Origin of the sequence: Phenylobacterium soli (assembly GCF_003254475.1) — a bacterium.
GTDB classification, from domain to species: domain Bacteria; phylum Pseudomonadota; class Alphaproteobacteria; order Caulobacterales; family Caulobacteraceae; genus Phenylobacterium; species Phenylobacterium soli.
On sequence record NZ_QFYQ01000001.1, the window covers coordinates 2,020,339 to 2,045,831 of the forward strand.

20 protein-coding genes are annotated in these 25,493 nt (G+C 69.3%); 11 read left to right on the top strand and 9 right to left on the bottom strand.

The window, feature by feature from the left end; genetic code table 11:
• Positions 1-50 precede the first annotated feature (50 nt).
• The 3 genes from DJ017_RS10030 to DJ017_RS10040 all read left to right on the top strand — a co-directional run bounded on the left by DJ017_RS10030 (position 51) and on the right by DJ017_RS10040 (position 6,013).
• Entirely contained in the window at positions 51-929 is an 879-nt protein-coding gene (locus tag DJ017_RS10030) for an oxygenase MpaB family protein (RefSeq protein ID WP_227000094.1), read from the top strand.
• A 273-nt stretch (positions 930-1,202) separates the two neighbouring features.
• On the top strand, positions 1,203-3,983 hold the full coding sequence (locus DJ017_RS10035; protein ID WP_111528589.1) for a TonB-dependent receptor: 2,781 nt from the start codon (positions 1,203-1,205) through the stop codon (positions 3,981-3,983).
• Between the two features lie 182 nt (positions 3,984-4,165).
• Positions 4,166-6,013, top strand: a complete 1,848-nt coding sequence (locus DJ017_RS10040; RefSeq protein ID WP_111528590.1) for an AMP-binding protein — start codon at positions 4,166-4,168, stop codon at positions 6,011-6,013.
• On the opposite strand, the gene DJ017_RS10045 is transcribed toward DJ017_RS10040, so the two are convergent.
• The 6 genes from DJ017_RS10045 to DJ017_RS10070 all read right to left on the bottom strand — a co-directional run bounded on the left by DJ017_RS10045 (position 6,010) and on the right by DJ017_RS10070 (position 12,321).
• Complete coding sequence (locus DJ017_RS10045) at positions 6,010-6,222, bottom strand: hypothetical protein (protein ID WP_133255432.1); 213 nt, start codon at positions 6,220-6,222, stop codon at positions 6,010-6,012. The two genes, DJ017_RS10040 and DJ017_RS10045, sit on opposite strands and share 4 nt — an antisense overlap.
• A gap of 41 nt (positions 6,223-6,263) precedes the next feature.
• Positions 6,264-7,274: an NAD-dependent epimerase gene (locus DJ017_RS10050; protein ID WP_111528592.1), complete on the bottom strand. Its 1,011-nt coding sequence runs from the start codon at positions 7,272-7,274 to the stop codon at positions 6,264-6,266.
• A 99-nt stretch (positions 7,275-7,373) separates the two neighbouring features.
• On the bottom strand, positions 7,374-8,201 hold the full coding sequence (locus DJ017_RS10055; RefSeq protein ID WP_111528593.1) for a glycosyltransferase family protein: 828 nt from the start codon (positions 8,199-8,201) through the stop codon (positions 7,374-7,376).
• An 87-nt stretch (positions 8,202-8,288) separates the two neighbouring features.
• Entirely contained in the window at positions 8,289-10,655 is a 2,367-nt protein-coding gene (locus tag DJ017_RS10060; RefSeq protein ID WP_111528594.1) for a TonB-dependent receptor, read from the bottom strand.
• A gap of 45 nt (positions 10,656-10,700) precedes the next feature.
• Positions 10,701-11,675, bottom strand: a complete 975-nt coding sequence (locus DJ017_RS10065) for a FecR family protein (RefSeq protein ID WP_111528595.1) — start codon at positions 11,673-11,675, stop codon at positions 10,701-10,703.
• 94 nt (positions 11,676-11,769) lie between these two features.
• The gene (locus tag DJ017_RS10070; protein WP_227000095.1) at positions 11,770-12,321 is read right to left on the bottom strand and encodes an RNA polymerase sigma factor; all 552 of its coding nucleotides are present in this window, start codon (positions 12,319-12,321) and stop codon (positions 11,770-11,772) included.
• Between the two features lie 71 nt (positions 12,322-12,392).
• Here DJ017_RS10070 and DJ017_RS10075 point away from each other — a divergent pair, with 71 nt between their 5' ends.
• From DJ017_RS10075 to DJ017_RS10105, 7 genes are all read left to right on the top strand, one after another.
• Positions 12,393-13,424, top strand: a complete 1,032-nt coding sequence (locus DJ017_RS10075) for a hypothetical protein (RefSeq protein WP_111528597.1) — start codon at positions 12,393-12,395, stop codon at positions 13,422-13,424.
• 228 nt (positions 13,425-13,652) lie between these two features.
• On the top strand, positions 13,653-15,503 hold the full coding sequence (locus tag DJ017_RS10080) for a phosphoenolpyruvate carboxykinase (GTP) (protein WP_111528598.1): 1,851 nt from the start codon (positions 13,653-13,655) through the stop codon (positions 15,501-15,503).
• A gap of 172 nt (positions 15,504-15,675) precedes the next feature.
• Positions 15,676-17,193, top strand: coding sequence for a porin (locus tag DJ017_RS10085; protein ID WP_111528599.1), 1,518 nt, complete (start codon positions 15,676-15,678; stop codon positions 17,191-17,193).
• Positions 17,194-17,217: 24 nt separating this feature from the next.
• A complete protein-coding gene (locus tag DJ017_RS10090) occupies positions 17,218-18,243 on the top strand; it encodes a sulfate ABC transporter substrate-binding protein (RefSeq protein ID WP_111528600.1) in 1,026 nt (341 codons plus the stop codon).
• Positions 18,240-19,133: a sulfate ABC transporter permease subunit CysT gene (cysT, locus tag DJ017_RS10095; RefSeq protein WP_377284595.1), complete on the top strand. Its 894-nt coding sequence runs from the start codon at positions 18,240-18,242 to the stop codon at positions 19,131-19,133. The genes DJ017_RS10090 and cysT overlap by 4 nt, the downstream gene beginning before the upstream one ends.
• Positions 19,130-19,975, top strand: coding sequence for a sulfate ABC transporter permease subunit CysW (gene cysW / locus DJ017_RS10100; protein ID WP_111528601.1), 846 nt, complete (start codon positions 19,130-19,132; stop codon positions 19,973-19,975). Before cysT ends, cysW begins: the two co-directional genes overlap by 4 nt.
• Complete coding sequence (locus tag DJ017_RS10105; RefSeq protein ID WP_111528602.1) at positions 19,941-21,023, top strand: sulfate/molybdate ABC transporter ATP-binding protein; 1,083 nt, start codon at positions 19,941-19,943, stop codon at positions 21,021-21,023. Before cysW ends, DJ017_RS10105 begins: the two co-directional genes overlap by 35 nt.
• On the opposite strand, the gene DJ017_RS10110 is transcribed toward DJ017_RS10105, so the two are convergent.
• The 3 genes from DJ017_RS10110 to DJ017_RS10120 all read right to left on the bottom strand — a co-directional run bounded on the left by DJ017_RS10110 (position 21,020) and on the right by DJ017_RS10120 (position 24,841).
• On the bottom strand, positions 21,020-22,945 hold the full coding sequence (locus tag DJ017_RS10110) for a nucleoside-diphosphate sugar epimerase/dehydratase (RefSeq protein WP_111528603.1): 1,926 nt from the start codon (positions 22,943-22,945) through the stop codon (positions 21,020-21,022). The two genes, DJ017_RS10105 and DJ017_RS10110, sit on opposite strands and share 4 nt — an antisense overlap.
• Positions 22,946-23,149: 204 nt before the next feature.
• Positions 23,150-23,845: a TorF family putative porin gene (locus tag DJ017_RS10115; protein WP_111528604.1), complete on the bottom strand. Its 696-nt coding sequence runs from the start codon at positions 23,843-23,845 to the stop codon at positions 23,150-23,152.
• A gap of 195 nt (positions 23,846-24,040) precedes the next feature.
• Positions 24,041-24,841 carry an SDR family NAD(P)-dependent oxidoreductase gene (locus DJ017_RS10120; RefSeq protein WP_111528605.1) on the bottom strand — a complete coding sequence of 267 codons (801 nt, stop codon included), beginning with the start codon at positions 24,839-24,841 and terminating at the stop codon, positions 24,041-24,043.
• A 94-nt stretch (positions 24,842-24,935) separates the two neighbouring features.
• On the opposite strand from DJ017_RS10120, the gene queF reads away from it, so the two are divergent.
• Positions 24,936-25,391 carry a preQ(1) synthase gene (gene queF, locus DJ017_RS10125; RefSeq protein ID WP_111528606.1) on the top strand — a complete coding sequence of 152 codons (456 nt, stop codon included), beginning with the start codon at positions 24,936-24,938 and terminating at the stop codon, positions 25,389-25,391.
• Positions 25,392-25,493 lie beyond the last annotated feature (102 nt).

Here is a 25,493-nt window from a genome sequence, read left to right on the forward strand (position 1 = left end):
CGGGCGGAAAGCCGAGTTTTCCGAATATTCCTCAGGTCTAGACTGGGATCATGAGCACTCTCGACGTCTCCGCCCCGCGCACCGCCCGTCGCCTTGCCCAGCCGATGAGCGGCGGCCGGGTGAACTATCTCGAGCCCAAGGGCGACCTCGGCTTCTACGGCCCGGATTCGATGGCCTGGCGGGTCCACGCCAATCCGATCGCCCTGGCGGTCGGCGGCATTGCGGCGGTGATCCTGGAACTCGCCGAGCCGCGCGTGCGCACCGGCGTCTGGGAGCATTCGATCTTCCGCACCGATCCGCTCAGCCGCATGCAGCGGACCGGCGAGGCGACGATGATCACCACCTACGGCCCCACCAAGGCCGCCGAGGCGCGGGTGGCGATGGTCACGCGCATGCACCAGCGGGTGTCGGGGGTGACGCCGGAGGGCCAGGCCTACACCGCGCTCGACCCTGAGCTCATGACCTGGGTGCACCTGACCGCGGGCTATGGCTTCCTGAACGCCTATGCCCGCCATGTGGAGCCCGGGCTCAGCCGGGCCGACCAGGATCGCTACTACGCCGAAGGCGCGCGCCTCGGCGAGGCGTTCGGCGCCGTCAACCCGCCCGCTTCGGTGGCCGAGGTCGAGGCCTGCATCGAGGCCATGCGGCCGAACCTGCGGCCGCATCCGATCATCGGCGAATTCCTGCAGATCGTGTCGACGAACTCGCCCCTCGGACTGCTCGGCCGGGTTATCCAGCCGATGGCTGCGCAGGCCGCCATCGACCTCCTGCCGTCCTGGGCGAAGTCGGAGCTCGAGCTGCCCGACCGGCCTTTGGCCGGCGCGGCGGTCCGGCCCCTGATGCGGGGCATGGGCGCGGCGGGCAACCTGATGCTCGGCGACATCCCGCGTCAGGCCTATGCGCGGGTCGGTCGCAAGCCGCCGCGCTGAGCCGCGCCGCAACCGCAGCCATATCCGAGCACTCTGCGCGCAACCGGGCGACGCAGATTTCAAAGAACGCCGTCATCCGCTTAGCGGCCAAGCGGAGCCGGGCGCTCAAGTGGACGCTACGTAAACCCGAGTAGGCTCGCTTGGAAGCCTCACAACATACTTCCTCCCTGGGCCCGCTCGGCGCGTAGCTGGGACCTCCTCCCGCGGACGCGTCCGACGACCCGCAAACAAGGATCCGGCCGCATCGACGAGCCGGTGGGGAGGAAAAGGGATATGCAGCGTTCCACGTCGCTTCGTTGCGCCCTGGCGCTTGGAGCTTCCGCCGCGGCCATCGCCGCTGCGGCGCCCGCCATGGCCCAGCAGAGGCCCGCGGCCCAGGCCGCCTCGGCCAACGCCATCCAGGAGCTGGTCGTCACCGCCCAACGGCGCGAGGAGAGCATCCAGAGCGTGCCGATCGCGGTCTCGGCCTTCTCTGACGAGAACCTCAAACAGCAGCGCATCGAAGGCGGCCGCGACCTGCTGCTCGCCGTGCCCAACGTGACCTTCTCGCGGGCCAACTTCGGCGGCTACAACTTCCAGATCCGCGGCATCGGCACCAAGCTGGTGGCCACCAGCGCCGACGCGGCCATCGGCGTGCACGAGAACAACGTGCCGCTGACCGCCAACAACCTCGCCGACGCCGATTTCTACGATGTGGAGCGGGTGGAAGTGCTGCGCGGCCCGCAGGGCACCCAGTTCGGCCGCAACACCACCGGCGGCCTGGTCAACATCATCACCGCCAAGCCGACCGACACCTTCAGCGCCCGCATCACCGGCGAGCTCGGCAACTACAATTCCCGGAAGGCGAACGGCTACATCAATGTGCCCCTGGCCGACTGGTTTCAGGTGCGCGCCGCCGGGTCCTACCTGAAGCGCGACGGCTACGGCCACAACCTCGTCACCGGCAACGACATCGACGGCCGCGACCTCTGGTCCTCGCGCCTCAGCGTGCGGATGAAGCCCTCCGACAAGTTCACCGTCGACCTGATGTGGGAGCACTTCAAGGAAGACGACAACCGCAGCCGCGTCGGCAAGCAGCTCTGCATCAAGGACCCGGGCCGGACCAGCGTCGGCGGCGTGCCGACCAACCTTCCGGGCCGCTCGACCCAGCTCTACCTGACCCAGGGCTGCCTGCCCGGCGACCTCAGCTCGCCCAACGCGCTGCAGGCGGTGAACAGCGCCGCCACCCTCGGCGGCGGCCTCGGCATCCTCACCGGCCTGATCACCGGCGACGCCTACGCCGGCAAGCTGTCGGATCCGAACCTGCGCAACATCGAGTCCGGCTTCGACCCGATGTACCGCGCCGAGTCGGACATCGGCATCGTCACCTTCGACTACAAGCTGACCGACGCCCTCGACCTGACGGTGACCGGCAGCTACGCAAAGAACGACGGCTTCAGCGAGGCCGACTATAACCGCACGACGCCGACCCAGAACTTCAACGTCACGCCGCTCTCGCCGGGCGGGTTCTTCAACGACCCGCAGGTGGGCCGGATCAACCAGTTCCGGACGATCGACTTTACCGATGGCGTCGGGCACCAGAACACCCTGGAAGTGCGCCTGCAGTCCTCGTTCGGCGGCCGCTTCGACTTCAGCCTGGGCGCCAGCTACCTGCGCTTCCACGCGGTCAGCGACTACTATGTGACCAGCAACACCCTGACAGCGGTGTCCGAGGCCTTCTTCAATGCCGCGACGCCGAGCTGCCCGCTGACCGGGTCCCTGACCTCCAACATCTGCGAATACGTCGACCCGAACCCGATCCCGGACGGCTCAGGCCACAACTACTACGACAACCGCACCCGCTATCAGATCGCGTCCTACGCGGCCTTCGGCGAGGCCTACTTCAAGCTCACCGATGACCTGAAGCTCACCGCCGGCCTGCGCTGGACCATCGACAAGAAAACGGCGCAGCCCTTCCAGCCGGCGCTGTTCACCCCGGGCGTCGGCCTCCTCGCCCTGCCGATCCAGCAGGTGACCTTCCGCGAGCCGACGGGCCGATTGAACCTTGAGTGGACGCCGACCCTGTCGTTCACCGACAAGTCGCTGGTCTATCTGTCCTACGCGCGGGGCTACAAAGGCGGCGGCTTCAACCCGCCGCAGTCGGCGGGCCAGCACCTGTTCCCGGACAACTACGAGCCGGAGTTCATCGACGCCTTCGAACTGGGGGCGAAGAACACCCTCATGGGCGGGCGTCTGATCCTGAACGGCACGCTCTTCCACTACAATTACAAGGGCTACCAGGTCTCGGAGATCATCCAGCGGACCTCGGTCAACGTGAACGTCAACGCCAAGATCTGGGGCGCGGAGCTGGAGGGCATCTGGGAGCCGGTCCAAAACCTGCGCTTCAACGCCAACCTGGGCTATCTGCACACGCGGCTGGACGACTCCTCGACCCTCGACCTGATGAACCTGACGCAGAGCGATCCGAACTACGTCACCATCAAGAACGGCTCGACCTTCTCCAACTGCATCGCGCCGACCGCCCAGGTCGCGGCCCTGCAAACCCTGATCAACGCCGGCGCCATTCCCGCCATCGCCATGACCGGCGTGCCGGGCCGCGCCGACATCGGGGTCTGTCAGGGCGCCTTCGCCACCGGCACGCCGCTGTCGGCGGTGGTCACGGTGAACCCGCTGCCCGGCATCCCGGCCAAGATCGGCGGCAACGAACTGCCCAATTCGCCGCATTGGACCGCCTCGGTCGGCGCCCAGTACACCTGGGAGTTGCCGGGCGGCTGGACGGCCACGCCGCGCGCCGATTTCTACTATCAAGACAAGTCGTTCGCGCGGATCTTTAACGCGGTGAACGATCGGCTGGACTCCTACACCAACACCAACCTGTCGTTCGTCGTCGACAACCCGCAGCTCGGCTGGAACGTCCAGCTGTTCGTGAAGAACCTCGAGGACAAGACCGTCGTCACCGACCAGTACCAGACGGACGACACCTCGGGCCTGTTCACCAACATCTTCCTGACCGAACCGCGCACCTACGGGATCTCGGTGACGAAGCAGTTCTGATCCGAACTCCCTTGATGGGCGAGCCTCCCCGCCCGTCCAACCTCACGCCGCCTCGCGGACCCTCGCGTTCGCCGGGCGGCGCCTCTTTGTCGGGAGGCCATCCTTGACGTGGCGGCGCCGTTGCCCGCGCGCGCCGTCTTCGTCAGGGTTGGGCCGAAGAACTAGACAAGGGAGGTTCGGCCATGAGTCCGGCCGACGATCTGGCGTCCACCAGGACCCAACCGGCGTTCAAGCCCCTGCCGCAGAAGGCGCCCGACGTCAGCGTCGAGCGACGCCCCGACGGCGTGGTCATCGTGCGGTCCAACCATCCGCCCGGCGAGAGCCCGCGTTCCATCGGCCACCTGTTGACCGAGAAGGCGGCCGCCCATCCCGACCGGCCCTACATCCTGCAGCGCGCCCCGAACCACGGGCCCTGGCAGGGCGTCACCTACGGCGAGGCCAAGCGCGCCGCCGACGGCATCGCCCAGTGGCTCCTCGATCGTGGTTCGACCGGCGAGGATGCGGTGATGGTCCTCTCCGCCAACTCCGTCGAGCACGCCCTGATGATGCTGGGCTGCTACACCGCCGGCGTGCCGATCGCCCCGATCAGCCCGGCCTATTCGCTGATTTCCTCGGACCACGCCAAGCTCAAGCACTGCTTCGCCACCGTCCGGCCTAAGGTGGTCTTCGCCCAGAACTCCCAGATGTTCGCCCGCGCCTTCGAGACCCTGAAGGCGATCGATCCGGCGCTGGAGTTCGTCACGGTCGACGGCGGCGCCGGGACGATCCCGCTCTCCGAGCTGACCTCGACGACGCCGACGGCGGCGGTCCAGGCGGCCATGGACAAGGTCGGCCACCAGACCACGGCGAAGTACCTGTTCACCTCCGGCTCGACCGGCATGCCCAAGGGCGTGCCGCAGACGCACGGCATGTTCGCCGGCGTCATCGCCGGCCAGGAAGGCCTGCGCGCCGAGGATCCGGATCCCGATGTAGTCCCGCAGTCCCTGGAGTGGATGCCCTGGAGCCACATCTCGGCCGGCAACATCAGCTTCAACGGCTCGCTGTGGGGCGGGGGCACGCTCTACCTCGACGAAGGCAAGCCGCTGCCCGGCATGTTCGAGACGACGATCAAGAACCTCTACGACGTCTCGCCGATGGTGTTCGGCTCGGCGCCGATCGCCTTCGGCATGCTCGCCGAGGCGATGGAGCGCGATCCGGAGCTGCGGCGCTCGTTCTTCAAGAACCTGCGCTACATGGGCTACGGCGGCGCCACCCTGTCCAACGACGTCTATGAGCGTATGCAGGCGCTCGCCATCGCCGAGACCGGCCAGCGCATCCCGTTGATCACCATGTACGGCGCCACCGAGACCCAAGGGATCACGGTCGTCCACTGGGCGACGGAGCGCGCCGGCCTGATCGGCCTGCCGCTGCCGGGGATCACCCTCAAGCTGGTGCCCAACGGCTCCAAGCTCGAGGTGCGGGTGAAGGGCCCGACGGTCACGCGCGGCTATCACAACGACCCCGAGAAGACCGCCGCGGCCTTCGACGAGGAGGGCTTCTACAAGCTCGGCGACGCCTGCCGGTTCATGGATCCCGACGACCCCACCCAGGGCCTGGTCTTCGACGGCCGGGTCACCGAGGACTTCAAGCTCGATACCGGCACCTGGGTGTCGGTGGGCACCCTGCGGCCGGACCTGGTGGCCGCCTGCAGCCCCTATGTCCTCGACATCGTCGTCACGGGCCAGGACAAGCCGTTCGCCGGCGCCCTGATCTGGCCAGCGCCGGCTGCGCTCGCGAGCCTGGGCGACGATCCGATCGGCAAGCTCACCGCGCTCCTCAACGAGCGGCTCGAAGCGTTCAACGCCACCGCGGGCGGTTCCTCGCGGCGGATCGGCCGGTTCGTGGTCATGACCGAGCCGCCGTCCATCGACGCGGGCGAGATCACCGACAAGGGCTATGTGAACCAGCGCGCCACGCTGGAGCGGCGCCACGCACTGGTGGAGGCGATCTACGCCAGCCCGCCGGGGCCCGGAGTGGTCAGCCTGTCCTAGCGGGTGAGGGCGTAGACGGCGGCGGCGACCGCGGCCCAGAACACGCCCCCGCCGATCAGCGCCAGGGCCATGCCCCGCTGCGAGCCGGCCCGCGTCTTGACATCGGGCGCCTCGGGGCCTGGCGCCTGCTGCACAAGCGGGTTGCTGCGAGGCTCGGCCCTGTGGCCGAGCTCGGCCATTCCCTGTGCCGCCTTGGTCGGTTCTCGCATGGCGCCCACTATGGCTTCGCCCGCGGCCTGCTTCAACGGCCTCAGCGGCCGTAGAACTCGAGATACCAGTCGACGAAGCGGCTGACCCCTTCCTCGATGCTCACCTTCGGGGCGTAGCCGAGCGCCTGAGCGGTGGCCGCGACATCGGCCTCGGTGCTGGTCACGTCGCCCGGCTGCATGGGCATCATGTTCAGCTTGGCCTTTACCCCGAGCTTCTCCTCGAAGACCTGGATGTAGCGCATCAGGTCGACGGGCCGCCCCGCGCCGAGGTTGAAGACCCGCCAGGGCGCGACGCCGCTGGTGGCCGGATCGGGGTGGACCGCATCCCAGTGGGGATCGGCGGCCGGCGGCCGGTCGAGGGCGGCGATCACCCCGTCGACGATGTCGTCCACATAGGTGAAGTCGCGCTGCATCTGGCCCTGGCCGTAGACGTCGATCGGCCGGCCCTCGAGGATCGCCGACAGGAACTTGATGGGCGACATGTCCGGCCGGCCCCACGGTCCGTAGACGGTGAAGAACCGCAGGCCCGTGCAGGGGAAGCCGAACAGGTGGGCGTAGGCATGGGCCATGCCCTCGTTGGCGATCTTGGTTGCCGCGTAGAGAGTGATCGGGTGGGTGGCGCTGTCGTGGACGTTGAACGGCAGCTTGCCGTTGGCGCCGTAGGCCGAGCTGGTCGAGGCGAACACCAGGTGCCCGGTCTGCACCGCCCGGCAACCCTCCAGGATGTTCAGGAACCCGACGAGATTGGCGTCGGCGTAGGCGTGGGGGTTCTCCAGGCTGTAGCGGACCCCGGCCTGGGCGGCGAGATTGACGACGCCCGTGGGCCTGACCTCCTCGAACAGCCGCGCGACGCTCTCGCGGTCGGCGAGGTCGAGCCGGGCGTGGCGATAGCCGGGCTCCTGCTCCAGCAGCGCCAGGCGGGCCTCTTTCAGCCGCGGATCGTAGTAGGCGTTGAGGTTGTCGAGCCCGACCACGCTCTCGCCCCGCGCCAGCAGGCGCCGGGCCGTATGGAAGCCGATGAAGCCCGCCGATCCGGTCACCAGAATGGTCACGCCGAAAATCCCCCAACCTCGCCGTGCGCGTCAGGCGCGCGTTCGGCTCCTAGCTTCGCACGGGCTGGAAGTCGACCGAAAGCGGCTCTTGGCGGGGGCTCAGCGGGCGCCGAGGCCCACCACTTCGCGAGGGTAGGCGGGCTGCGGCTTGGCCATGGCCCGGAGGCGGGCGCTCAGGGTCTCGCGCGCCTTGAGGTGAGAGGCCACGGGATAGACGGCGGCCAGGAGGGCGAGGAGAAGTCCGATCCCGCCCTCCCGCCAGCCTGCGCGGACCAGGTAGCTCTTGCAGAAGGCGCCCAAGCCCCCCACCACCGCAGGCGCGAGCCGGCCCGGATCACAGGCGTCGGCAAGGTCCTCGGCGCGCAGCGCGGTGGAGCGGTTGAAGCTCTCGACCAGATCGCCCACGTCGCGGCCCCGCATGCGGCGGATGGCGCCCTTCAGCGCTCCGGCCGAGCGGCCGGAGACCACCTGGCCCGCATCCTTTCGGCGGGCCTGCCATTGCTTGGCGCCCGGACGATAGAGGCGCACCGCGCTCATCTCGCCGAGGCCGCCGATCCAGCCCTGGCGGACGGCGCCGTCGCCCAGGTAGTTGTGGATCGGAATTTCGAAATAGTCGCCGCGGGCGCCCATCTTCAGCGTCGCGCGGATCTCCCAGGCGAGGGCGGAATCGATGCGCTCGTCGGCTTCGATCTCCAGCACCCAGTCGCCGGTGCAGGCCGCCAGGCCCGCCAGTTTGCGTTGGTTCTCGAGCGGGAAGATGCCGGTGATCACCTCCGCGCCGGCCCGGCGCGCGATCTCCAGCGAACGATCGACGCAGCGGTCGGCGACCACCACGATCTCATCGCAAAATGTGAGCCCGCGCAGGCATTCCGCGAGCTCGGCGTCCTGGTTCTGCACGCAGACCAGCGCCGAAATCCTGACCCCCACGAACCGTCCTCCCGTGGCGGACAACTCGTCCGTACCCATTAGACGACGCCCGTGCGGGCCGCCCCCCAGTCCAGCTTTCAGTTTTCGTTAGTAATTCGCGGCCAGCCGCACGCCGATGGTCCGCGGACGCTGCGGCGTCGACTGGCGCTTGGTGCCGAAGGTGAACGGATTGCCGTAGGCGAAGGTGTCTCCAGCCACGTCGAACGGGTTGCTGATGAACACCGTCGCGTTCCACGACTTGCCCGCCACCTCGGCCGAGAACCGGGTGTTGGTGTACTGCCCCATGTCGGCCTCCTGGCGGGCGTCGAAGGAGAGCTGCGAGCGGCCGATGTAGTTGGTCTCGCCGACCAGCCTCAGGCTCAGATCGTGCGGCAGCGGGTGCTGATAGACGGCCAGGACCCCGCCCGAGAACCGCGGCGCGCTGGGCAGGCCGCTGATCAGGGCCTGGGCGAAGTCCGGGTTGGTCTGTCGCACGCGCGAGGAGGCGAAGATGGCGTTGGCCTGCAGCGAGAGACCGAAGTCGAACTCGTAGGCCAGTTCGGTCTCCAGGCCCTTGATGTCCGCGTTGCCGACATTGGCCGTGTAGGCGAGGCCCGAGGGCCGGTACTGGTCGGTCTGGATCTTGGTCCAGCGGTCGAAGAAGGCCGCGCTCCTCAGCGACAGGCGACGGTCGAAGAGGCGGGTCTTGAAGCCGAGCTCGTAGTTGCGCAGCCGGTCGGGATCGAAATAGGCGCGGCTGGCGATCAGGAAGGGATAGTTGAAGCCGCCGGTGTTGAACCCGCCGGGCCGGTAACCCTCCGAGAACAGGCCGTAGACGACGCCGGAGGAGATTTCCCGCTGGAGAGACACCTTCGGCAGGAAGCCGTCGAAGTGGCGCTTGTTGCGCAGGCTGCGCGACACCCCGGGCATCTTGGCCACCAGGCCGGATTCGGTGTGCACATCGGTGTTGAACAACCGCCCGCCGGCGGCGAGCTGCCAGCCCGGAGCGAAGGCGTAGGTGATCTCTCCATAGACGGCGCCCTCGTTCAGCCGGTCGCGCCGCTTCTCGGTGTAGACCCGCTGAAGCGTCCCCCGGTTCGATTGGACGTCGATCGAGGAGGGGCTCTTCTCGATGGAGACCATGCTGTAGACGCCCACGAGCCAGGTGACGGGACCCACCCGCGAGGAGCGCAGGACGGTGTCCTGCGAGACCATGTTGATGCCGGTGCGTTCGAGGTAGACGCCGATGTCGGAGGGATCCGCGCGCAGGAAGTCGCCGAGGATCTGCGAGGCGTCGTACTGGCTCGAGAAGGTGTGCTCGATGTAGGAGACCGATGACCTGAAGGTGGCCCAGCCGAGTTCGCCCCGAAGGGTCGCCGCGCCGACCGCGAAGTCGTTCTTGTGGCCCTCCCGGACCCGCGTCGCCCGCCCGGTCGGGCCAGCGTCCGGCGTGGTGTACTGGGTGTCGGCTAGCCGCAGCCGCTGGGCGGTGCCGGAGAGGTCGAGCTGCCAGTCGTCGGAGGGTTGAAGGCGCAGGGCGATGCGGCCGCCCTCGCGCGTCGTCCGGTCGACGTTCGAGAGGCGCAGCGCCCGGTTGTCGATGTAGCCGCCCTGCTGGTCCCGGTAGCCGACGACCCGCAGCGCCGCGTGGTCCTGGACGAGCGGGATGTTGCCGTAGCCTTCGATCTCGTAGCTGTCGGAGCCGCCCTCGGTGTAGGCCGCCTGGCCGGCGGCGCCGAAGGCGAAGCCGCTCATGTCCGGCTTGCGCGGGACGATGCGGAACACACCGGAAATCGAGCCGGAGCCATAGAGCGCACCCTGGGGGCCGCGGATCACCTCGATGCGCTCGAGGTCGACGAGCTGCAGATCGGGATCGGGGGCGTTGTAGTTGATAGGCGCATCGTCGAGGTAGGTGCCCACCGTCGAGCGGGCGCGGCCCGTGAAGGCGCCGTCCGAAAGGCCGCGCAGGATCAGCTTGTCCCGGCCGGGGCCCAGATTGGTGGTGAGCACGCCGGCGACCTGGCCGGTCAGGGTCAGGACATCGGCTGCGCCGGTCATCTCGACCTGCTCGCGCGAGACGACGCTGACCGCAGCCGGCAGGGTGGCGCTGCTCGCCGGGCGCTTGGTGGCGGTGACGAGGAGCTCGGTCACGAGGGTCGGCGGCCGCGGCGGCGGCTCGGTGGGCTTCGGCGGCGGCGGCGGACCGATCCGCACCGTCCGCGGATCGAGGATGCGGTAGGCGCAGGGCGCGCCCTCCAGCAGCCGGCCCAGCGCCTCGTCGAGGGTGAGGATGCCGACGAGCCCCGTCATGCCGCCGGAGCCGCAGGCCGAGGTGCCGATCACCGAGACGTTGGCTTGGACGCCCAGATCGATCAGGGCGTCGGCGTAGGGCTTCTGGGGAATCGAGAGGCGGTAGCGCGCCTCGGCGGCGTCAACGCCCGTCGCGGCCAGGCTGAGCGCCAGGCCGCCGAGCATCCCGCCGAGATGCAGCCCCCGTCCGAAGATCGCCGTGAACCTTCATTAGCGTCCCGGCGTCCCATTGCGCTGCAAGGTGACGCCCCCGTCGGAACGTACCGCGTGCGCAGAAACCAGCAAGGCCAAGCGATGAACAACCGCATCCTCGTTGTCGAAGATCAGCACGCCTGAGATCGGCGTGGCGGCGAGACCGGCGTCGCTCACCCGAATGGGGACGGCGAACTGGGCGTTCAGGTCGGCGACGACGGCCGACAGCGGCTGGTCGCGGTAGACCATGCGGCCGGCGCGCCAGCCCAGCGCCTGATCGGGCGCGGCGGCGCTCACCTGCGCCTGTTGCGCGCCTTCCACATGCTCAAGGCGCTGACCCGGATGCAGGCGGAAGGCCTGTCCTGCGCCATGCTCATTGGGCGCCACCTCCACGAGGCCGCGGGTGACCGTGACGGAGAGGCGGCCGTCGCGGCGGCGCACATCGAACTGGGTGCCGACCACCCGGACGGTGCGGTCGCCGGCGGCGATCAGGAACGGGCGGCGCGCATCGTGGGCGACGTCGAACACCGCTTGGCCCTCGTCCATCACCACCTGGCGCTCGCCGCGGGCGAGGGTGACGGTCAGCCGGGTGCGGGCGTTGAGATCGATCCGCGAGCCATCGGCCAGGGTGACGGTGCGGTGCTCGCCGACCTTGGTGGCGTAGATGGCCGGCGCGGGCGGCGGGGTCATGGCTGGGACCACCACGACGGCCACGGCCACCGCGGCGGCGACCGCGCCGGCGGCGGCGTAGAAGCGGCCGCGTTGTTGGAGCCGGGCAGGGCGGACGCGGCGCTCGCCCAGGGCCTTGCGCACGGCCTGGGCGTTGGAGCCGTATTCGTTGGAGACGCGCAGCGCCGCGTCATAGGCGGCGGCGTTGGCCGGCGCTGTGGCCAGCCAGGCGTCGAACGCCAGGAGGTCGGCCTCGTCGAGGTCCTCGCTCTGAAGCCGGACGAGCCAGTCGGCCGCTTCTTCGTATAGCGTCTCGCGCGCCATCAGGGGTTCCAACGCGCGCTCGGCGGCGCGCCCGTCATTGCTGAAGACGCCGCCGCGCGGCCTCGCCCCCCAGTCATATTCAACCGGAAATGGGTCATCTGGAAAGTTTCGCGGCCAGGTGTTTGAGGGCGGCGCTGATGTGCTTCTCCACCGACTTGACCGAGAGGCCCATGGCCTGGGCGGTCTGGGCGTGGCTGAGGCCTTCCAGCTTGTGCAGGGTGAAGGCCTTCTGCATCTGGGGCGGCAGGGCCGCGACGGCGTCGATGAGCTGGCGCAGGCGCTGGCGCGAGGCCGCGGCCTCGTCGGCGGGCGCCTCTTCGGAGATGTCCTCGCCGGCCACGGCCGTGCGGGTGGCGCCGCGCCATTCGGCGTCCCGGGCGGCGGCGCGGGCTTCGCCCCGGGCGCGGTCGCGCATCAGGTTGAGGGCGATGCGGTAGAGCAGGGCCTGGGGGTTCTCCGCCTCGATCGCCTCCGCCCGGGTGGCGAGCTTGACGTAGAGCTCCTGGATCAGGTCTTCCGCGGCGGCCTGCGAGCCTGCGCGAGCGGCGAAGAAGCGGATGAGGTTGGGCCGCAGCGCCAGGTAGGCCTGGACGAGGGGATCCTCGTCGGCGTCCGGGGAATTCGGTGCGGGCGGGGGCGCGGCCACGCCCTCCGTGTGCCCCAATTCGCCCGGCGACGCCAAGCGGCGCGGCCCGGAGGCCATGCTACGCTCGCGCCGTGTCGATCGAATCCCTCTTCGCCCAGGCCTACGAGGCCCACCAGCGCGGCGATCTTTCACGGGCCGAGAAGGGCTATCGCGGGCTGCTGCGCTCCAAGCCCTACGAGGCGAGCCACAACCTTGGCCTGGTGCTCGGCGCCATGGGCCGGTTCAAGGAAGCGGAGACCGCCTTTCGCGAAGCCCTGGCCGCCGCGGACAATCCTGGAACCCGCTACGCCCTGGCCGAACTGCTGCTGGCCGACGGCCGCTATGCGGAGGGCTGGCCGCTATGGGAGGCGCGCCGGGCGATCCCGGCGCTGAAGGTCCCGCAGCCGGATCTCGACTTTCCCGAATGGCATGGCGAGCCGCTGGCCGGACGACGTCTGCTGGTGTTCCACGAGCAGGGGTTTGGCGATGCGATCATGCTGGCCCGCTGGTTCGCGCCGCTGAAGTCGGCCGGCGCCGAGATCGTCTTCTTCTGTCCGCCGGAGCTTCACCGGTTGATGGCGCGGCTCGGGGTGTCGGTGGTCGGGGCCGATCCCGACCCGGAGGCGGTGCGCGCCGACTACTGGACCCTGGCCGGGAGCCTGCCGTTCCGCGCGGCCGCGACCCTGGAAAGCCTGCCTCCGCCGGCGCGTTTCGAGGGGCTGGAAGTCGGTTCCGGGGGCGGGATCGGCGTGGTCGCCCGCGGCTCGTCCGCTCACCGCAACGACGCCAACCGCTCGCTGCCGGCGCGCCATGCGGCCCGGCTCGCCCGGTTGAGCCGTGACCTTTCGCCCGAGACGACCGGGGCGCGCGACTTCGAGGACACCGCCCGCATCGTCGCCGGCCTCGACCTCGTCATCTGCGTCGACACCTCGGTGGCGCACCTGGCCGGCTCGCTTGGCAAGGCCGTCTGGATCCTGCTGCCGGCCCGCGACACAGACTGGCGCTGGCTGCGCGGCCGCGACGACAGCCCGTGGTATCCGACCGCCCGCCTGTTCCGCCAGCGGATGGCGGGCGACTGGGAGCCGGTGTTGCGCCGTATCGAGACATCTGTCGCGAATCGGTAGGCCCAGGTCTTCGTGACGAGCGTCAAACAGTCCAGAAACGGGACGCCAAATCGCCTTCAAGTGATGGGAAGTCGCTGATCCAAAGGCGTAATCGTGCGTTTTGGCCTCTGCCTTGCGGGGGATGCCGCTGGGTGCGGGTATGCAGCCGCTCGATCTGCAATTAATAACTCGTTCAAAATTGGCCGCCCTCGGGGGATACGGGCGGCCGGGGCCAGGAGCTATTTCAGTATGACCGACCGCGCGATTCCGGGGCTTGAGCCTGCGCCGACGAAACACGCGAAACTCGTCCAATGGGTTCGCGAGATCGCCGAGCTGACCCAGCCGGACCGGGTCCATTGGTGCGATGGCTCCGACGCCGAGTGGGACGCCCTGACCGAACAGCTGGTCCAGGCGGGCACCCTGAAACGTCTGAACGTCGAAAAGCGCCCGAACTCCTTCTACGCCGCCTCCGACCCCCGCGACGTCGCCCGCGTCGAAAGCCGCACCTTCATCTGCTCCGAGAAGCAGGAAGACGCCGGCCCCACCAACAACTGGCTCGACCCGAGCGAGATGCGGGCCGACCTGAAGAACCTCTTCGCCGGCTGCATGAAGGGCCGCACCATGTACGTGGTGCCGTTCTGCATGGGTCCGCTCGGCTCCAAGATCAGCGCCATCGGCGTGGAGATCACGGATTCGGCCTACGTGGCCGTATCCATGAAGATCATGACGCGGATGGGCCAGGCCGCCCTCGACCAGCTCGGCGAGGACGGCTTTTTTGTGCCGGCTGTCCATTCCGTGGGCATGCCGCTCGAGGCGGGGCAGGCCGACGTCGCCTGGCCGTGCAACGAGATCAAGTACATCGTTCACTTCCCCGAGACTCGCGAGATCTGGTCCTACGGCTCGGGCTACGGCGGCAACGCCCTGCTCGGGAAGAAGTGCTTCGCCCTTCGCATCGCCTCGGTCATGGCGCGCGACGAGGGCTGGTTCGCCGAGCACATGCTGATCGTGAAGCTGACATCGCCGGAAGGTAAGTCGCACTACGTGGCCGCCGCCTTCCCGAGCGCCTGCGGCAAGACCAACATGGCCATGCTGGTGCCGACCCTGCCGGGCTGGACCGCCCAGACGATCGGCGACGATATCTGCTGGATGCGGTTCGGCGACGACGGCCGGCTCTATGCGGTGAACCCCGAGGCTGGCTTCTTCGGCGTGGCGCCGGGCACCGGCGTCAACACCAACCGCAACGCGATCGACACCCTGCACGCCAACACCATCTTCACCAACGTGGCCCTCACCGAGGATGGCGACGTGTGGTGGGAAGGCCTGACCTCCGAGCCGCCCGAGCGGCTGATCGACTGGCAGGGCAATGACTGGACGCCGGCTTCCTCGACGCCCGCCGCCCACCCGAACGCCCGCTTCACCGTGCCCGCCTCGCAGTGCCCGGTGGCCGCGCCCGAGTGGGAAGATCCCGCCGGCGTGCCGATCTCGGCGATCCTGTTCGGCGGCCGCCGCGCGTCGGCCGTGCCGCTGGTGACCGAGGCCCGGGACTGGCGCCACGGCGTCTTCATGGCCTCCAACGTGGCCTCCGAGGGCACCGCCGCCGCCGAGAACAAGATCGGCGAGCTGCGCCGCGACCCGTTCGCCATGCTGCCGTTCTGCGGCTACAACATGGGCGATTACTTCGACCACTGGCTTAAGATGGGCGAGCAGGCCGACGCCTCGAAGCTGCCGCGCATCTATTTCGTGAACTGGTTCCGCAAGGACGAGCGCGGCAAGTTCGTGTGGCCAGGTTTCGGCGAGAACAGCCGGGTGCTGAAGTGGATCGTCGAGCGCCTGGAAGGCCGCGCCAACGCGGTCGATACGCCCATCGGTCTGGTGCCGGCCCGCGAGAGCCTCGACGTGACCGGGCTCGACCTCACCGACGCCCAACTCGATCTGCTGCTGAGCGTCGACCCGGCGGTTTGGACCGAAGAGGCCGCCCTGGTGAAGCCACACTACGAGAAGTTCGGTGAGCGCCTGCCGCAGGCGCTCTGGGCCGAGCTCGAGGCGCTGCTGGCTCGGCTGGAGACGGCCAAGTCCCCGGCCATGGCCGCGGCCGAATAGGCGTAGCGAAAATCCGTCCGTCGAAGGCCGCGGGCGCTCCCCGCGGCCTTCTTCGTTTCAGGCTCGAAAGCGCGGCCTTAGAATTTCTGGAGGCGCTGAGAGTCTAATCCCACTTTGCTTATAGGAATTAGAGGGTAGGCTCCCGCCACAAGCTGCTGAGGGGAGCTTCCCAATGAAAACGCCTGCCCGACGGGTCCTGCCGGCCGCCATCCTGGCCAGCCTCTTCTGCAGCGTCGCGCCCGCCGCCCTGGCCCAGGCGGTGACCACCGCCAGCCCGAAGCCCAGCGGCATCAGCCAGGAGCGGGCGCTGGCGCTCTCGGCTCGCCTCGACGCCCTGGAGAAGCGCAACGAGGAGCTTGAGGAGCAGATCGCCGACCTCAAGGCCCAGGTGGCGGCCGGCGAGGGGCAGATCCGCGAGCAGGTCGCCGCTCAGCCGACGGTCAGCCTGAACAACGGCCGCCCGACGTTCACGAGCCTCGACGGGAACTTCAAGTTCGCGCTCCGCAGCGTGGTCCAGTTCGACGCCGCCCACTACGACGTGAGCCCGCTGCGCACGGACAACGACCTCGGCTCCGGCACGAACTTCCGTCGCGCACGGCTTGGCTTCGACGCCACGGTCTACAAGGACTGGAATATCGCCCTCTGGGGCGAGTTCGGCGGCACGGGGGGCGAGTCCGCCGTTCTCAACCAGGCCTTCGTGGAATACGCCGGCTGGAGGCCGTTCGGCCTGACCGAACCGCTGCGCCTGCGCGTCGGCGCCTGGGCCACGCCGACGGGGCTGGAGGACGCCACCAGCAACACCGAGGGCCTGTTCCTCGAGCGGGCGGCGGCCGCGGAGTTGGTGCGGGGCCTTGCGGGCGGCGACGGCCGCACCGGCTTCGGCGCCTTCGCCCGCGGCGAGCGCTGGTACGGCTCGGCCGTGCTGACCGGCAAGGTCGTCGGCACGCCGTCCACGGCCGAGTACAACCAGCAGTCCGGCTACATCCTGCGCGCCGCCTTCAGCCCGCTGCACGGGCCGGACTACGACCTGCACCTCGGCGCCAGCCTGCAGGGCATTCTAGAGCCGGCCGATACGGCCGCCGGCCCAGCCGAGGCCAACGCCGTGCGCCTTGCCGAGCGGCCGGAGGTCCGCGTCAGCGGCGCGCGCCTTGTCGATACCGGCGCGATGGCCGCCAATGGCCTGCAGGTCCTCGGCCTCGAAGCGGGCGCGAGCTGGAAGAATCTCTACGCCGCGGGGGAGTGGTTCCAGGTCGACGTCAGCCGGACGCAGGTGGGAGCGGTGCGCTCGCCCTTCGATCCCTCGTTCAGCGGCTGGTACCTGCAAGGCGCCTGGACGCTCACCGGCGAGCGCCATCCCTGGAGCAGCGCCAACGGCGGCTTCAATGGCGTAAAGCCGGCCAAGCCGTTCTCGCTGGAGAAGCGAACCTGGGGAGCCTGGGAGCTGGCTGGCCGCTACAGCGTCCTCGATCTCAACGACAAGGCCGGTTCCGCCGGCGCCGCGGCCCCGCTGGGCGGCGTACGTGGCGGCGAGCAGAAAATCACCACGCTCGGCCTGAACTGGTACCCGAACAACGTCGTCCGCTTCCTGCTGGATTATCAATGGGTCGATGTCCGCCGCCTGAGCGCGGCCGGCGCCCGGCTCGACAGCGACGTCGGCGTCGTCTCGCTCCGTTCGCAGTTCGCCTTCTAGACCCACCCAATCAGGACATTGGTCATGAGCCAGATCGACATCACCCGTCGCGGACTGGTGGGCGCGGGAGCGGGGGGCCTCGCCCTCGGCGCGCTGCCCGGCGGCGCCCTTGCCGCCCCCGCGCTCGGCAACACCCTGCTCAACGTCAGCTACGACCCGACCCGCGAGCTCTACAAGGAGATCAACGCGGCCTACGCGAAGTACTGGAAGGGCAAGACCGGCCAGGACATCACCGTCAACCAGAGCCATGGCGGCTCGGGCAAGCAGGCGCGGGCGGTGATCGACGGCCTGCAGGCCGACGTCGTCACCCTGGCGCTGGCGGCCGACATCGACGAGATCGCGGCCCGCGCCAAGCTGCTGCCGGCGAACTGGCAGAGCCGGCTGCCGAACAACTCGACCCCCTACACCTCGACCATCGTGTTCCTGGTGAAGAAGGGAAACCCCTGGAAGGTCCGCGACTGGCCGGACCTCGTCCGCCCCGGCGTCGGGGTGATCACGCCCAATCCGAAGACGTCGGGCGGCGCGCGCTGGAGCTATCTGGCGGCCTACGCATACGGCCTCAAGAAGGGCGGCGACGCTGCGGCCCAGGACTACGTCCGCCGGCTCTACAAGAACGTGCCCGTGCTCGACACCGGCGCGCGCGGCGCCACCACCACCTTCGCCCAGCGCGGCCTCGGCGACGTGCTGCTCTCCTGGGAGAACGAGGCCTATCTGACGATCGACGAGTTCGGCCCGAAGTTCGACATCGTCTATCCGTCGCAATCGATCCTCGCCGAGCCGCCGGTGGCGGTGGTGGACAAAAACGTCCAGCGCCACAACACCCGGTTCCTGGCCGAGGGCTATGTGAACTTCCTCTACAGCCCCATCGCCCAGGACATCATCGGCAAGCACCACTTCCGTCCGCGCGACGCCAAGGCGACGGCGAAGTACGCGGCGAGCTTCCGGCAGATCCCGCTGGTCACCATCGACCAGACCTTCGGCGGCTGGGCCAAGGCCCAGAAGACGCACTTCGCCGATGGAGGCGTGTTCGACCGGATCTACAAGTCGTGACGGACCGGGCCTTCCTCCCCACGCCGGTCCCAGCGGGAGGCGCGGCCGCGAGGCCGCGCCTTTCGGCGTGGAAGGAGCGCTCGATCCTGCCGGGCTTCGGCCTGTCGCTGGGGATCACCCTGGCCTACCTCGGTCTGATCGTCCTGCTGCCGTTGGCCGCCCTCGCCATCCGTCCGTGGGAGCTTGGCCTTTCCGGCGTCTGGCGCACCCTGACCGACGAGCGGGTCGCCGCGGCGCTTCGCCTGTCGTTCGGACTCTCGGCCCTGGCGGCCCTGCTCAACGCACCGCTCGGCCTGCTGATCGCCTGGACGCTGTCGCGCTACGCCTTTCCGGGCCGGCGGCTGCTGGACGCCCTGGTGGACCTGCCCTTCGCCCTGCCGACGGCTGTGGCCGGGATCGCGCTCACGGCCATCTATGCGCCTAATGGGCCACTGGGCGCGCTGGCCGCCAAGGTCGGGATCAAGACCGCCTATTCGCCGCTCGGCATCTTCATCGCCCTCGTCTTCATCGGGCTGCCCTTCGTGGTGCGCTCGCTGCAGCCGGTGCTGCAGGACCTCGACCGTGAGGTGGAGGAGGCGGCTCAGACCCTCGGGGCCACCGCTTTCCAGCGGGTCAGCCGCGTGGTGCTGCCGGCGCTCGGACCGGCGCTGATCTCCGGCGTCAGCCTGGCCTTCGCCCGGGCGGTCGGCGAATATGGCTCGGTGGTCTTCATCGCCGGCAACATGCCGATGAAGACCGAGATCGCGCCGCTGCTGATCGTCATCAAGCTCGAGCAGTACGACTACGCCGGCGCCGCGGCCGTGGGCCTGGCCATGGTCGCCATCTCCTTCGGTGGGCTCATCGTGATCAACGCCGTGCAGACGTGGCTCGCGGGGAGGGGACGCCGATGAGCGGCAACACCTCCTCGGCCCGGTTGCCGGGAGCGGCGCCGCTGCTGGTCATAGCCAGCGTCGCCGTCATGGGCGTGCTCGTGATCCTGCCGCTCTGGACCGTGTTCCACGACGCCTTCTCGAAGGGACTGGAGGCCTATCTCGCCGCCCTGAAGGAGCCGGACGCCTTGGCCGCCATCCGCCTGACGCTGATCGTGGCGGCGATCTCGGTGCCGCTGAACGCGGTGTTCGGCGTCGCCGCGGCCTGGGCCGTCGCCAAGTTCGAGTTCAAGGGCAAGAGCCTGCTGCTCACCGTCATCGACCTGCCGTTCTCGATCTCGCCGGTGATCTCGGGCCTCGTCTGGGTGCTGCTGTTCGGCGCCCAGGGCTGGTTCGGCGAATGGCTGGCGGACCATGACCTGAAGATCGTCTTCGCCCTTCCGGGGCTGGTGCTGGCGACGGTTCTCGTCACCCTGCCGTTCGTCGCGCGAGAGCTCATCCCTCTGATGCAGGAACAGGGCTCCGACCAAGAGGCCGCGGCGCTCACCCTGGGCGCTTCGGGCTTCACCACCTTCCTGCGGATCACCCTGCCGAACATTCGCTGGGCGCTGCTCTACGGCGTGCTGCTCTGCAACGCGCGCGCCATGGGCGAATTCGGCGCCGTCTCCGTCGTCTCCGGACATATCCGCGGCCAGACCACGACCCTGCCGCTGCACGTCGAGGTGCTCTACAATGACTACGATTTCGTCGGCGCGTTCGCAGCCGCCTCGCTCCTGGCTTCGCTCGGGCTCGTCACCCTCGTCCTCAAATCCGTCCTCGAATGGCGACATGCCGGTGAGCTCTCGCAAAGCCGCAAGCACTGAGGCCACGCCCCTCGCGCTGGAGATCCGTGGGATCGCCAAGGCCTACGGACGGTTCCCGGCGCTGAAGGACGTGTCGCTGCAGGCGCGGGACAAGGAGTTCCTGGCGCTGCTCGGACCGTCGGGCTCGGGCAAGACGACGCTGTTGCGGGTGCTGGCCGGGTTGGAAGAACCGGACGCCGGCGAGGTGCGCTTCGGGGGCGAGGACTTCCTGGCCCTGCCGGTGCGCCGGCGGCGGGTCGGCATGGTGTTCCAGCATTACGCCCTGTTCCGGCACATGACCGTGGCCCAGAACATCGCCTTTGGCCTCAGCGTACGGCCGCGCGCCGAGCGCCCCTCCAAGGACGCGATCCGCGCGCGGGTCGAGGAGCTCCTGTCGCTGGTCCAGCTCGAGGGGCTCGGCGGGCGCTTCCCGGCCCAGCTCTCTGGCGGCCAGCGCCAGCGCGTGGCCCTCGCCCGAGCGCTGGCGATCGAACCCAGGATGCTGCTGCTCGACGAGCCGTTCGGGGCGCTGGACGCCCAGGTTCGCCGCGAGCTGCGCCGCTGGCTGCGGGAGCTGCATGACCGGGCCGGCGTGACCACGGTGTTCGTGACCCACGACCAGGAGGAGGCGCTCGACCTCGCCGACCGCGTGGCGATCCTCAAGGACGGGGAGCTGGTCCAGCTCGGCAAGCCGGCCGAGGTCTATGAGAACCCGGCCAACCCCTTCGTCTTCGACTTCCTGGGCGCGGCCTGCCGGATGCCGGGCGTGGTCGAGGCCGGGCGCCTGACCATCGCCGACTGGGAGACCGCCGCGCCCAAGGACGCGCCGGCCGGCCGCGTAGAGATCTTCTTCCGCCCCGACGAGGTGGCCTTCGCCCCTGCCGACGGGTCCGGGCTGGCGACTGAGGTGCGTGCGGTGAGCGCGCGGGGCCCCGACGTGCGGATCGACTGCCTGATCGAAGGACGGGCGCTGGAGCTGCAGGCCCACGGCCCGGCCCTGCCGGCGGGCGTCGCGCCTGGACTGTCGCTGCGGGTGAAGCCGCTCAGGCCTCGGGTCTACGCGGCCTAGGAGCCGCCGGCCACGACCCGCAGGTTCGGGCTGGACCCCGCCTTCTCGCCGCGGATCTGAGCGACGAGATCGAAGACCGCGGTGCGCACCGCGCCGGCGTCGCCGGCCTCCGCCAGGGCTTCGAGGTCGGCGAGGTGACCGGTCGTGATGCGCAGCTTCGAGCGCGAAACGACCTCCAGCACCTTCGGGGCGCAGGGCTCGGCGCGCTCGGTCTCGTCGAGCAGGGCCTCGGTAAGCTTCTCGCCGGCGCGCAGGCCGGTGATCTGGATCTGCATGTCCTTGCCCGGGGTGCGGCCGGACAGGGCGATCATCTGGTGCGCAAGATCCATGATCCGGACGGGCTCGCCCATCTCCAGGATGAACAGGCGCGCCTCGCGGGACTCGCCCTCGGCGCTGGTGGCGGTGGCGTGCAGCACGAGCTGCGCGGCCTCCGGGATGGTCATGAAGAACCGCTCCATCTCGGGATGGGTGACGGTCACGGGACCGCCGCGCTCGATCTGCGACTTGAAGATCGGCACCACCGAGCCGGCGGAGCCCAGCACGTTGCCGAACCGCACCACCCCGAAGCGGGTGCCGTTGGACGAAACCTGGCCCTGGATCACCGCCTCGGCCAGGCGCTTGGTCGCGCCCATGGTGGTGGTCGGGTCGACGGCCTTGTCGGTGGAGATCAGCACCATTTGCGCCGCGCCGTTGGCGCGCGCCGCCTCGGCGACGTTCCAGGTGCCGATGACGTTGGTCAGCACGCCCTCGCAGGGATGACGCTCGACCATGCCGACGTGCTTCAGCGCCGCGGCGTGCAGCACCAGGTCCGGCTTTTCGGCGGCGAAGACGGCGTTGATGCGCTCGGCCTTGCGCACGTCGCAGAGCACCGCCTTGCAGGAGACGTCGGGGTAATGCTCCTCGAGTTCGCGCTCGATCTGGAAGAGCGAGGTCTCGGAGAAGTCGACGAGGGTCAGGTGCGCGCAGCCGAAGGCCGCGGCCTGGCGGCAGAGCTCGGAGCCGATGGAGCCGCCGGCGCCGGTCACCAGGACCCGATGGCCGCGGATCAGGGCGCCGATCGCGCCGCGGTCGAGCTCGATCGGCTCGCGGGCCAGAAGCTCCTCGATGTTGATCTCGCGCATGGGCACGAGGTTGAGGGCGTCGTGGTGCGCCAGCTCGACGATGGAGGGCAGGCGCAGCAGGCGCACCCCGTCGTTCTTCAGCCGCCCGAGCTGGTCGGCCGTCAGCCCCTTCAGCCGCGCCGGCTCCTCGAGGAACAGGACGGCGCGCGGATAGCGGTTCCAGCGCTGCAGGTCGGCGAGGGCGGCGTCGAGGTTCTCGAGGTGGTCGATGATGCAGACGCCGCGCACCTGCTGGCCGACGTCGCGCGGCTCGGTGCCGACGATGCCCACCGGATTGAAGGCGCGATCTGGGGTGCGCGAGACGTCGCGCAGATAGGTGTCGGCCAGCGAGGCGGGGCCGATCAGCAGCATCGGCGGCGCGCCGGGCACGCGATCGGCCGCGGTCTTGAGGGGCGTGAAGGACTGGAAGGCCTTCTCGTGCAGGGCCCGGCGGATCACCCGCACGCCCATGGAGCCCATCATCTGGAACAGCGGCGCCATGAACAGGGTCGACCGCGGCAGGCCCCGGGCCCGGTCCAGAACGAACACCCACAGCAGGAAGACCCCGGCGGTCAGCAGGGCGACGCGCGCCAGGACCAGGGCGTCGGGGATTGACACATAGCGCCAGGGCGACAGTTCGCGCCGGAACAGCATGGTGAAACCGCCGGCCAGCGCCGCGTACAGCACCACGAGCTGGATGAGGGTCAGCGACGGCAGGCCGTCGAAGGTCGGCAGCTTCAGAGGGGAGACGGCGAAGGCGAGCGAAAACGCCAGCGCCGCGATGATCACGTCGGCGACGATGGTCTGCGCGCGGAAGGCCACTCTGTCCAAGGGACGCACCCCACTGGCTCTACGATTCGCAAGCATAGGCGCCGACACGGGACGATTCCATTAATGGAGAAGGGGCGGGCCCGCAGGCCCGCGTCCCCAGCCCGTTAACCTTAGGTACCGCAATTTCGACGCGCAACGAAAAAGCCGCCGGCGCGCGGCCGGCGGCTCCTGCAAATCTGCTGGCGAAGCTGAGACTTAGAAGGTGGCCTTGATGCCCAGCACAGCGCGGCTGTCGTAGATCGAGCCGAAGGAGTGCTCGTCGGTGTCCCAGTAGCGCAGGTCGAGACCGATGTGGTCGTTGATGGCGTAGCCGACGCCCAGGTTCCAGGTGGTGTAGTCGAGCGGACCCTTGACGATCTGGCGGCCCACCGCGCCGGAGACGCTGAACTTGGTGTTCGGGATCGGCGAGGAGCCGTTCAGCTCGTAGTAGGTCGCCGGGCCCGTCTCGCCGAAGAAGTCATCGGAGTAGTAGACCGCCGCGCCGATGGTGGCCGGGCCGGCGGGCACCGATCCCGCGACCTTCCACTCGACGTAGTCCTCATGCGGACCGGAGGGCTGGTTGGTGTAGCCGTAGCGGATGACGCCGAGGTCGAGGGCCACCGGACCCACCGTCGGCTTGATGCCGGCATAGAGGTCGTACTCCATGCTCGTGCCGTTGTTGAAATCGACGTTGGACAGCCACACGCCGGCGTAGCCGATCTTGCCGAGCGTCGCGTCGGCGCCCCCGTAGATCTGCGCATTCTCGTCGGTCTGGCTGACGCCCCGGAACACATAGTCGGTCGCCGCGCCGACGTTGAAGGTCACGGAGACCGGCTTGTCCTCGGCGTGCGCCGCGGCGCCGAAGGACAGAGCGCCAATGGCGGCGAGAAGCGACAGTTTAAGAGACTTCATTATTTTGGTTCCCCTCTATCGGCGGCCCGAGCGCAGCCCGACCGTGCACGGGGAATGGTCACGGTGGGCTCATCTGGAGCAAAAGCGGGCGGCGCCGTGCGGGGGACTTCGTCGCCGTTGCCGGGTTTTTGGGCGCCTTGACGTCGCGGGGCGCCCTTCAGGCGGGCGCCCCGGGGGCTGAAACCAAGCTTCGGCTCAGCGGGCGACCAGGGCGGCGAAGCCCAGGTGGGTGCCGGCGTCGACGATCAGGGTCTCGCCGGTGACGTGCCGCGAGTGGGGCGAGGCGAGGAACACCGTCGAGACGGCGATGTCCTCGGGCGTCGAGGCGACCTTCAGCGGCGTGGTGTTGGCGGCGTTGGCGCGGACCCGCTCGGCCGCCTGCTCGCCCATCCCCTTGCCGAACCAGGGCGTGTCGATGAAGCCCGGGCAGACCGCATTGACCCGGATCTTGGGGGCGAGCGCGCGGGCCAGCGACAGGGTCATGGTGTTCAGCGCGCCCTTGGAGGCCGCGTAGGGCACCGACGAGCCGATGCCGGTGACTCCGGCGATCGAGGCGGTGTTGACCACCGCGCCGGGCTGCGGCGCGGCTTCGAGCAGGGCGCGGGCGGCGCGCACCATCTGGAAGGCGCCCACGACGTTGACCCCATAGAGCCGCAGGAAGTCCTCAGCCGACACGGCGTCGAGGTCGCCGTGGGCGGCGAAGGTCGTCGTGCCGGCGTTGTTGAACAGGGCGTCGATGCGGCCGAACGGCTCGGCCGCGGCTGCGATCCGGCGGCAGTCCTCGTCCTTGGCGACGTCGCCCTGGACCAGGACGGTCTTGGCGCCGTGAGCTTCCACCTTGCGGGCCGTCTCCTCGGCGTCGGCTCGGTTCGAGGCGTAGTTGATCACCACCGCGGCCGCGCCGCGCGAGGCGACCTCCACGGCGATTGCCCGGCCGAGGCCCGTCGAGGCCCCCGTCACCACCACCACGAAATCCTTGAAGTCGTCGCCGGCCATTGCGCCTCTCCCTTGTTGGTTGGCGTCCTACCTAGCGGCTGCGCGCGGACCTGTCTCGGTTGCCGCGGGGCGAGGCGGGGGCTAAAGCGCGCCCATGGACGAAACCCATCTCACCCAGCTCGGCCGGGAGGCGCGCGGGTTCGCGAGCCCGGAAGAGGCCGTGCTCGAGCGGGTCCCGAACCCGCAGAAGGACGCGCTGTACCTCGCCCGGTTCACGGTCCCGGAGTTCACCTCGCTGTGCCCGGTGACCGGCCAGCCCGACTTCGCGCACCTGGTCATCGACTACGCGCCCGGCGAGTGGCTCATCGAGTCCAAGTCGCTGAAGCTCTATCTCGGCTCGTTCCGCAACCATGGCGCGTTCCACGAGGACTGCACGGTGGCCATCGGTCGGCGGATCGTCGAGACCGCAGCCCCACGCTGGCTGCGAATTGGCGGCTATTGGTACCCGCGCGGCGGCATTCCCATAGACGTCTTCTGGCAAAGTGGCCCGCCGCCGGAAGGCTTGTGGCTGCCGGACCAAGGCGTTCCAGCATATCGGGGGCGCGGATAGGCCTCCTGCCGGTGCGGCTGTAGTTCTCGCGGAGAAGATGGCGGCCGAATACTTCCACGGCGAAAGGTCATCCCGCGTATTCGAAGGGGGATGGCGCCGGCT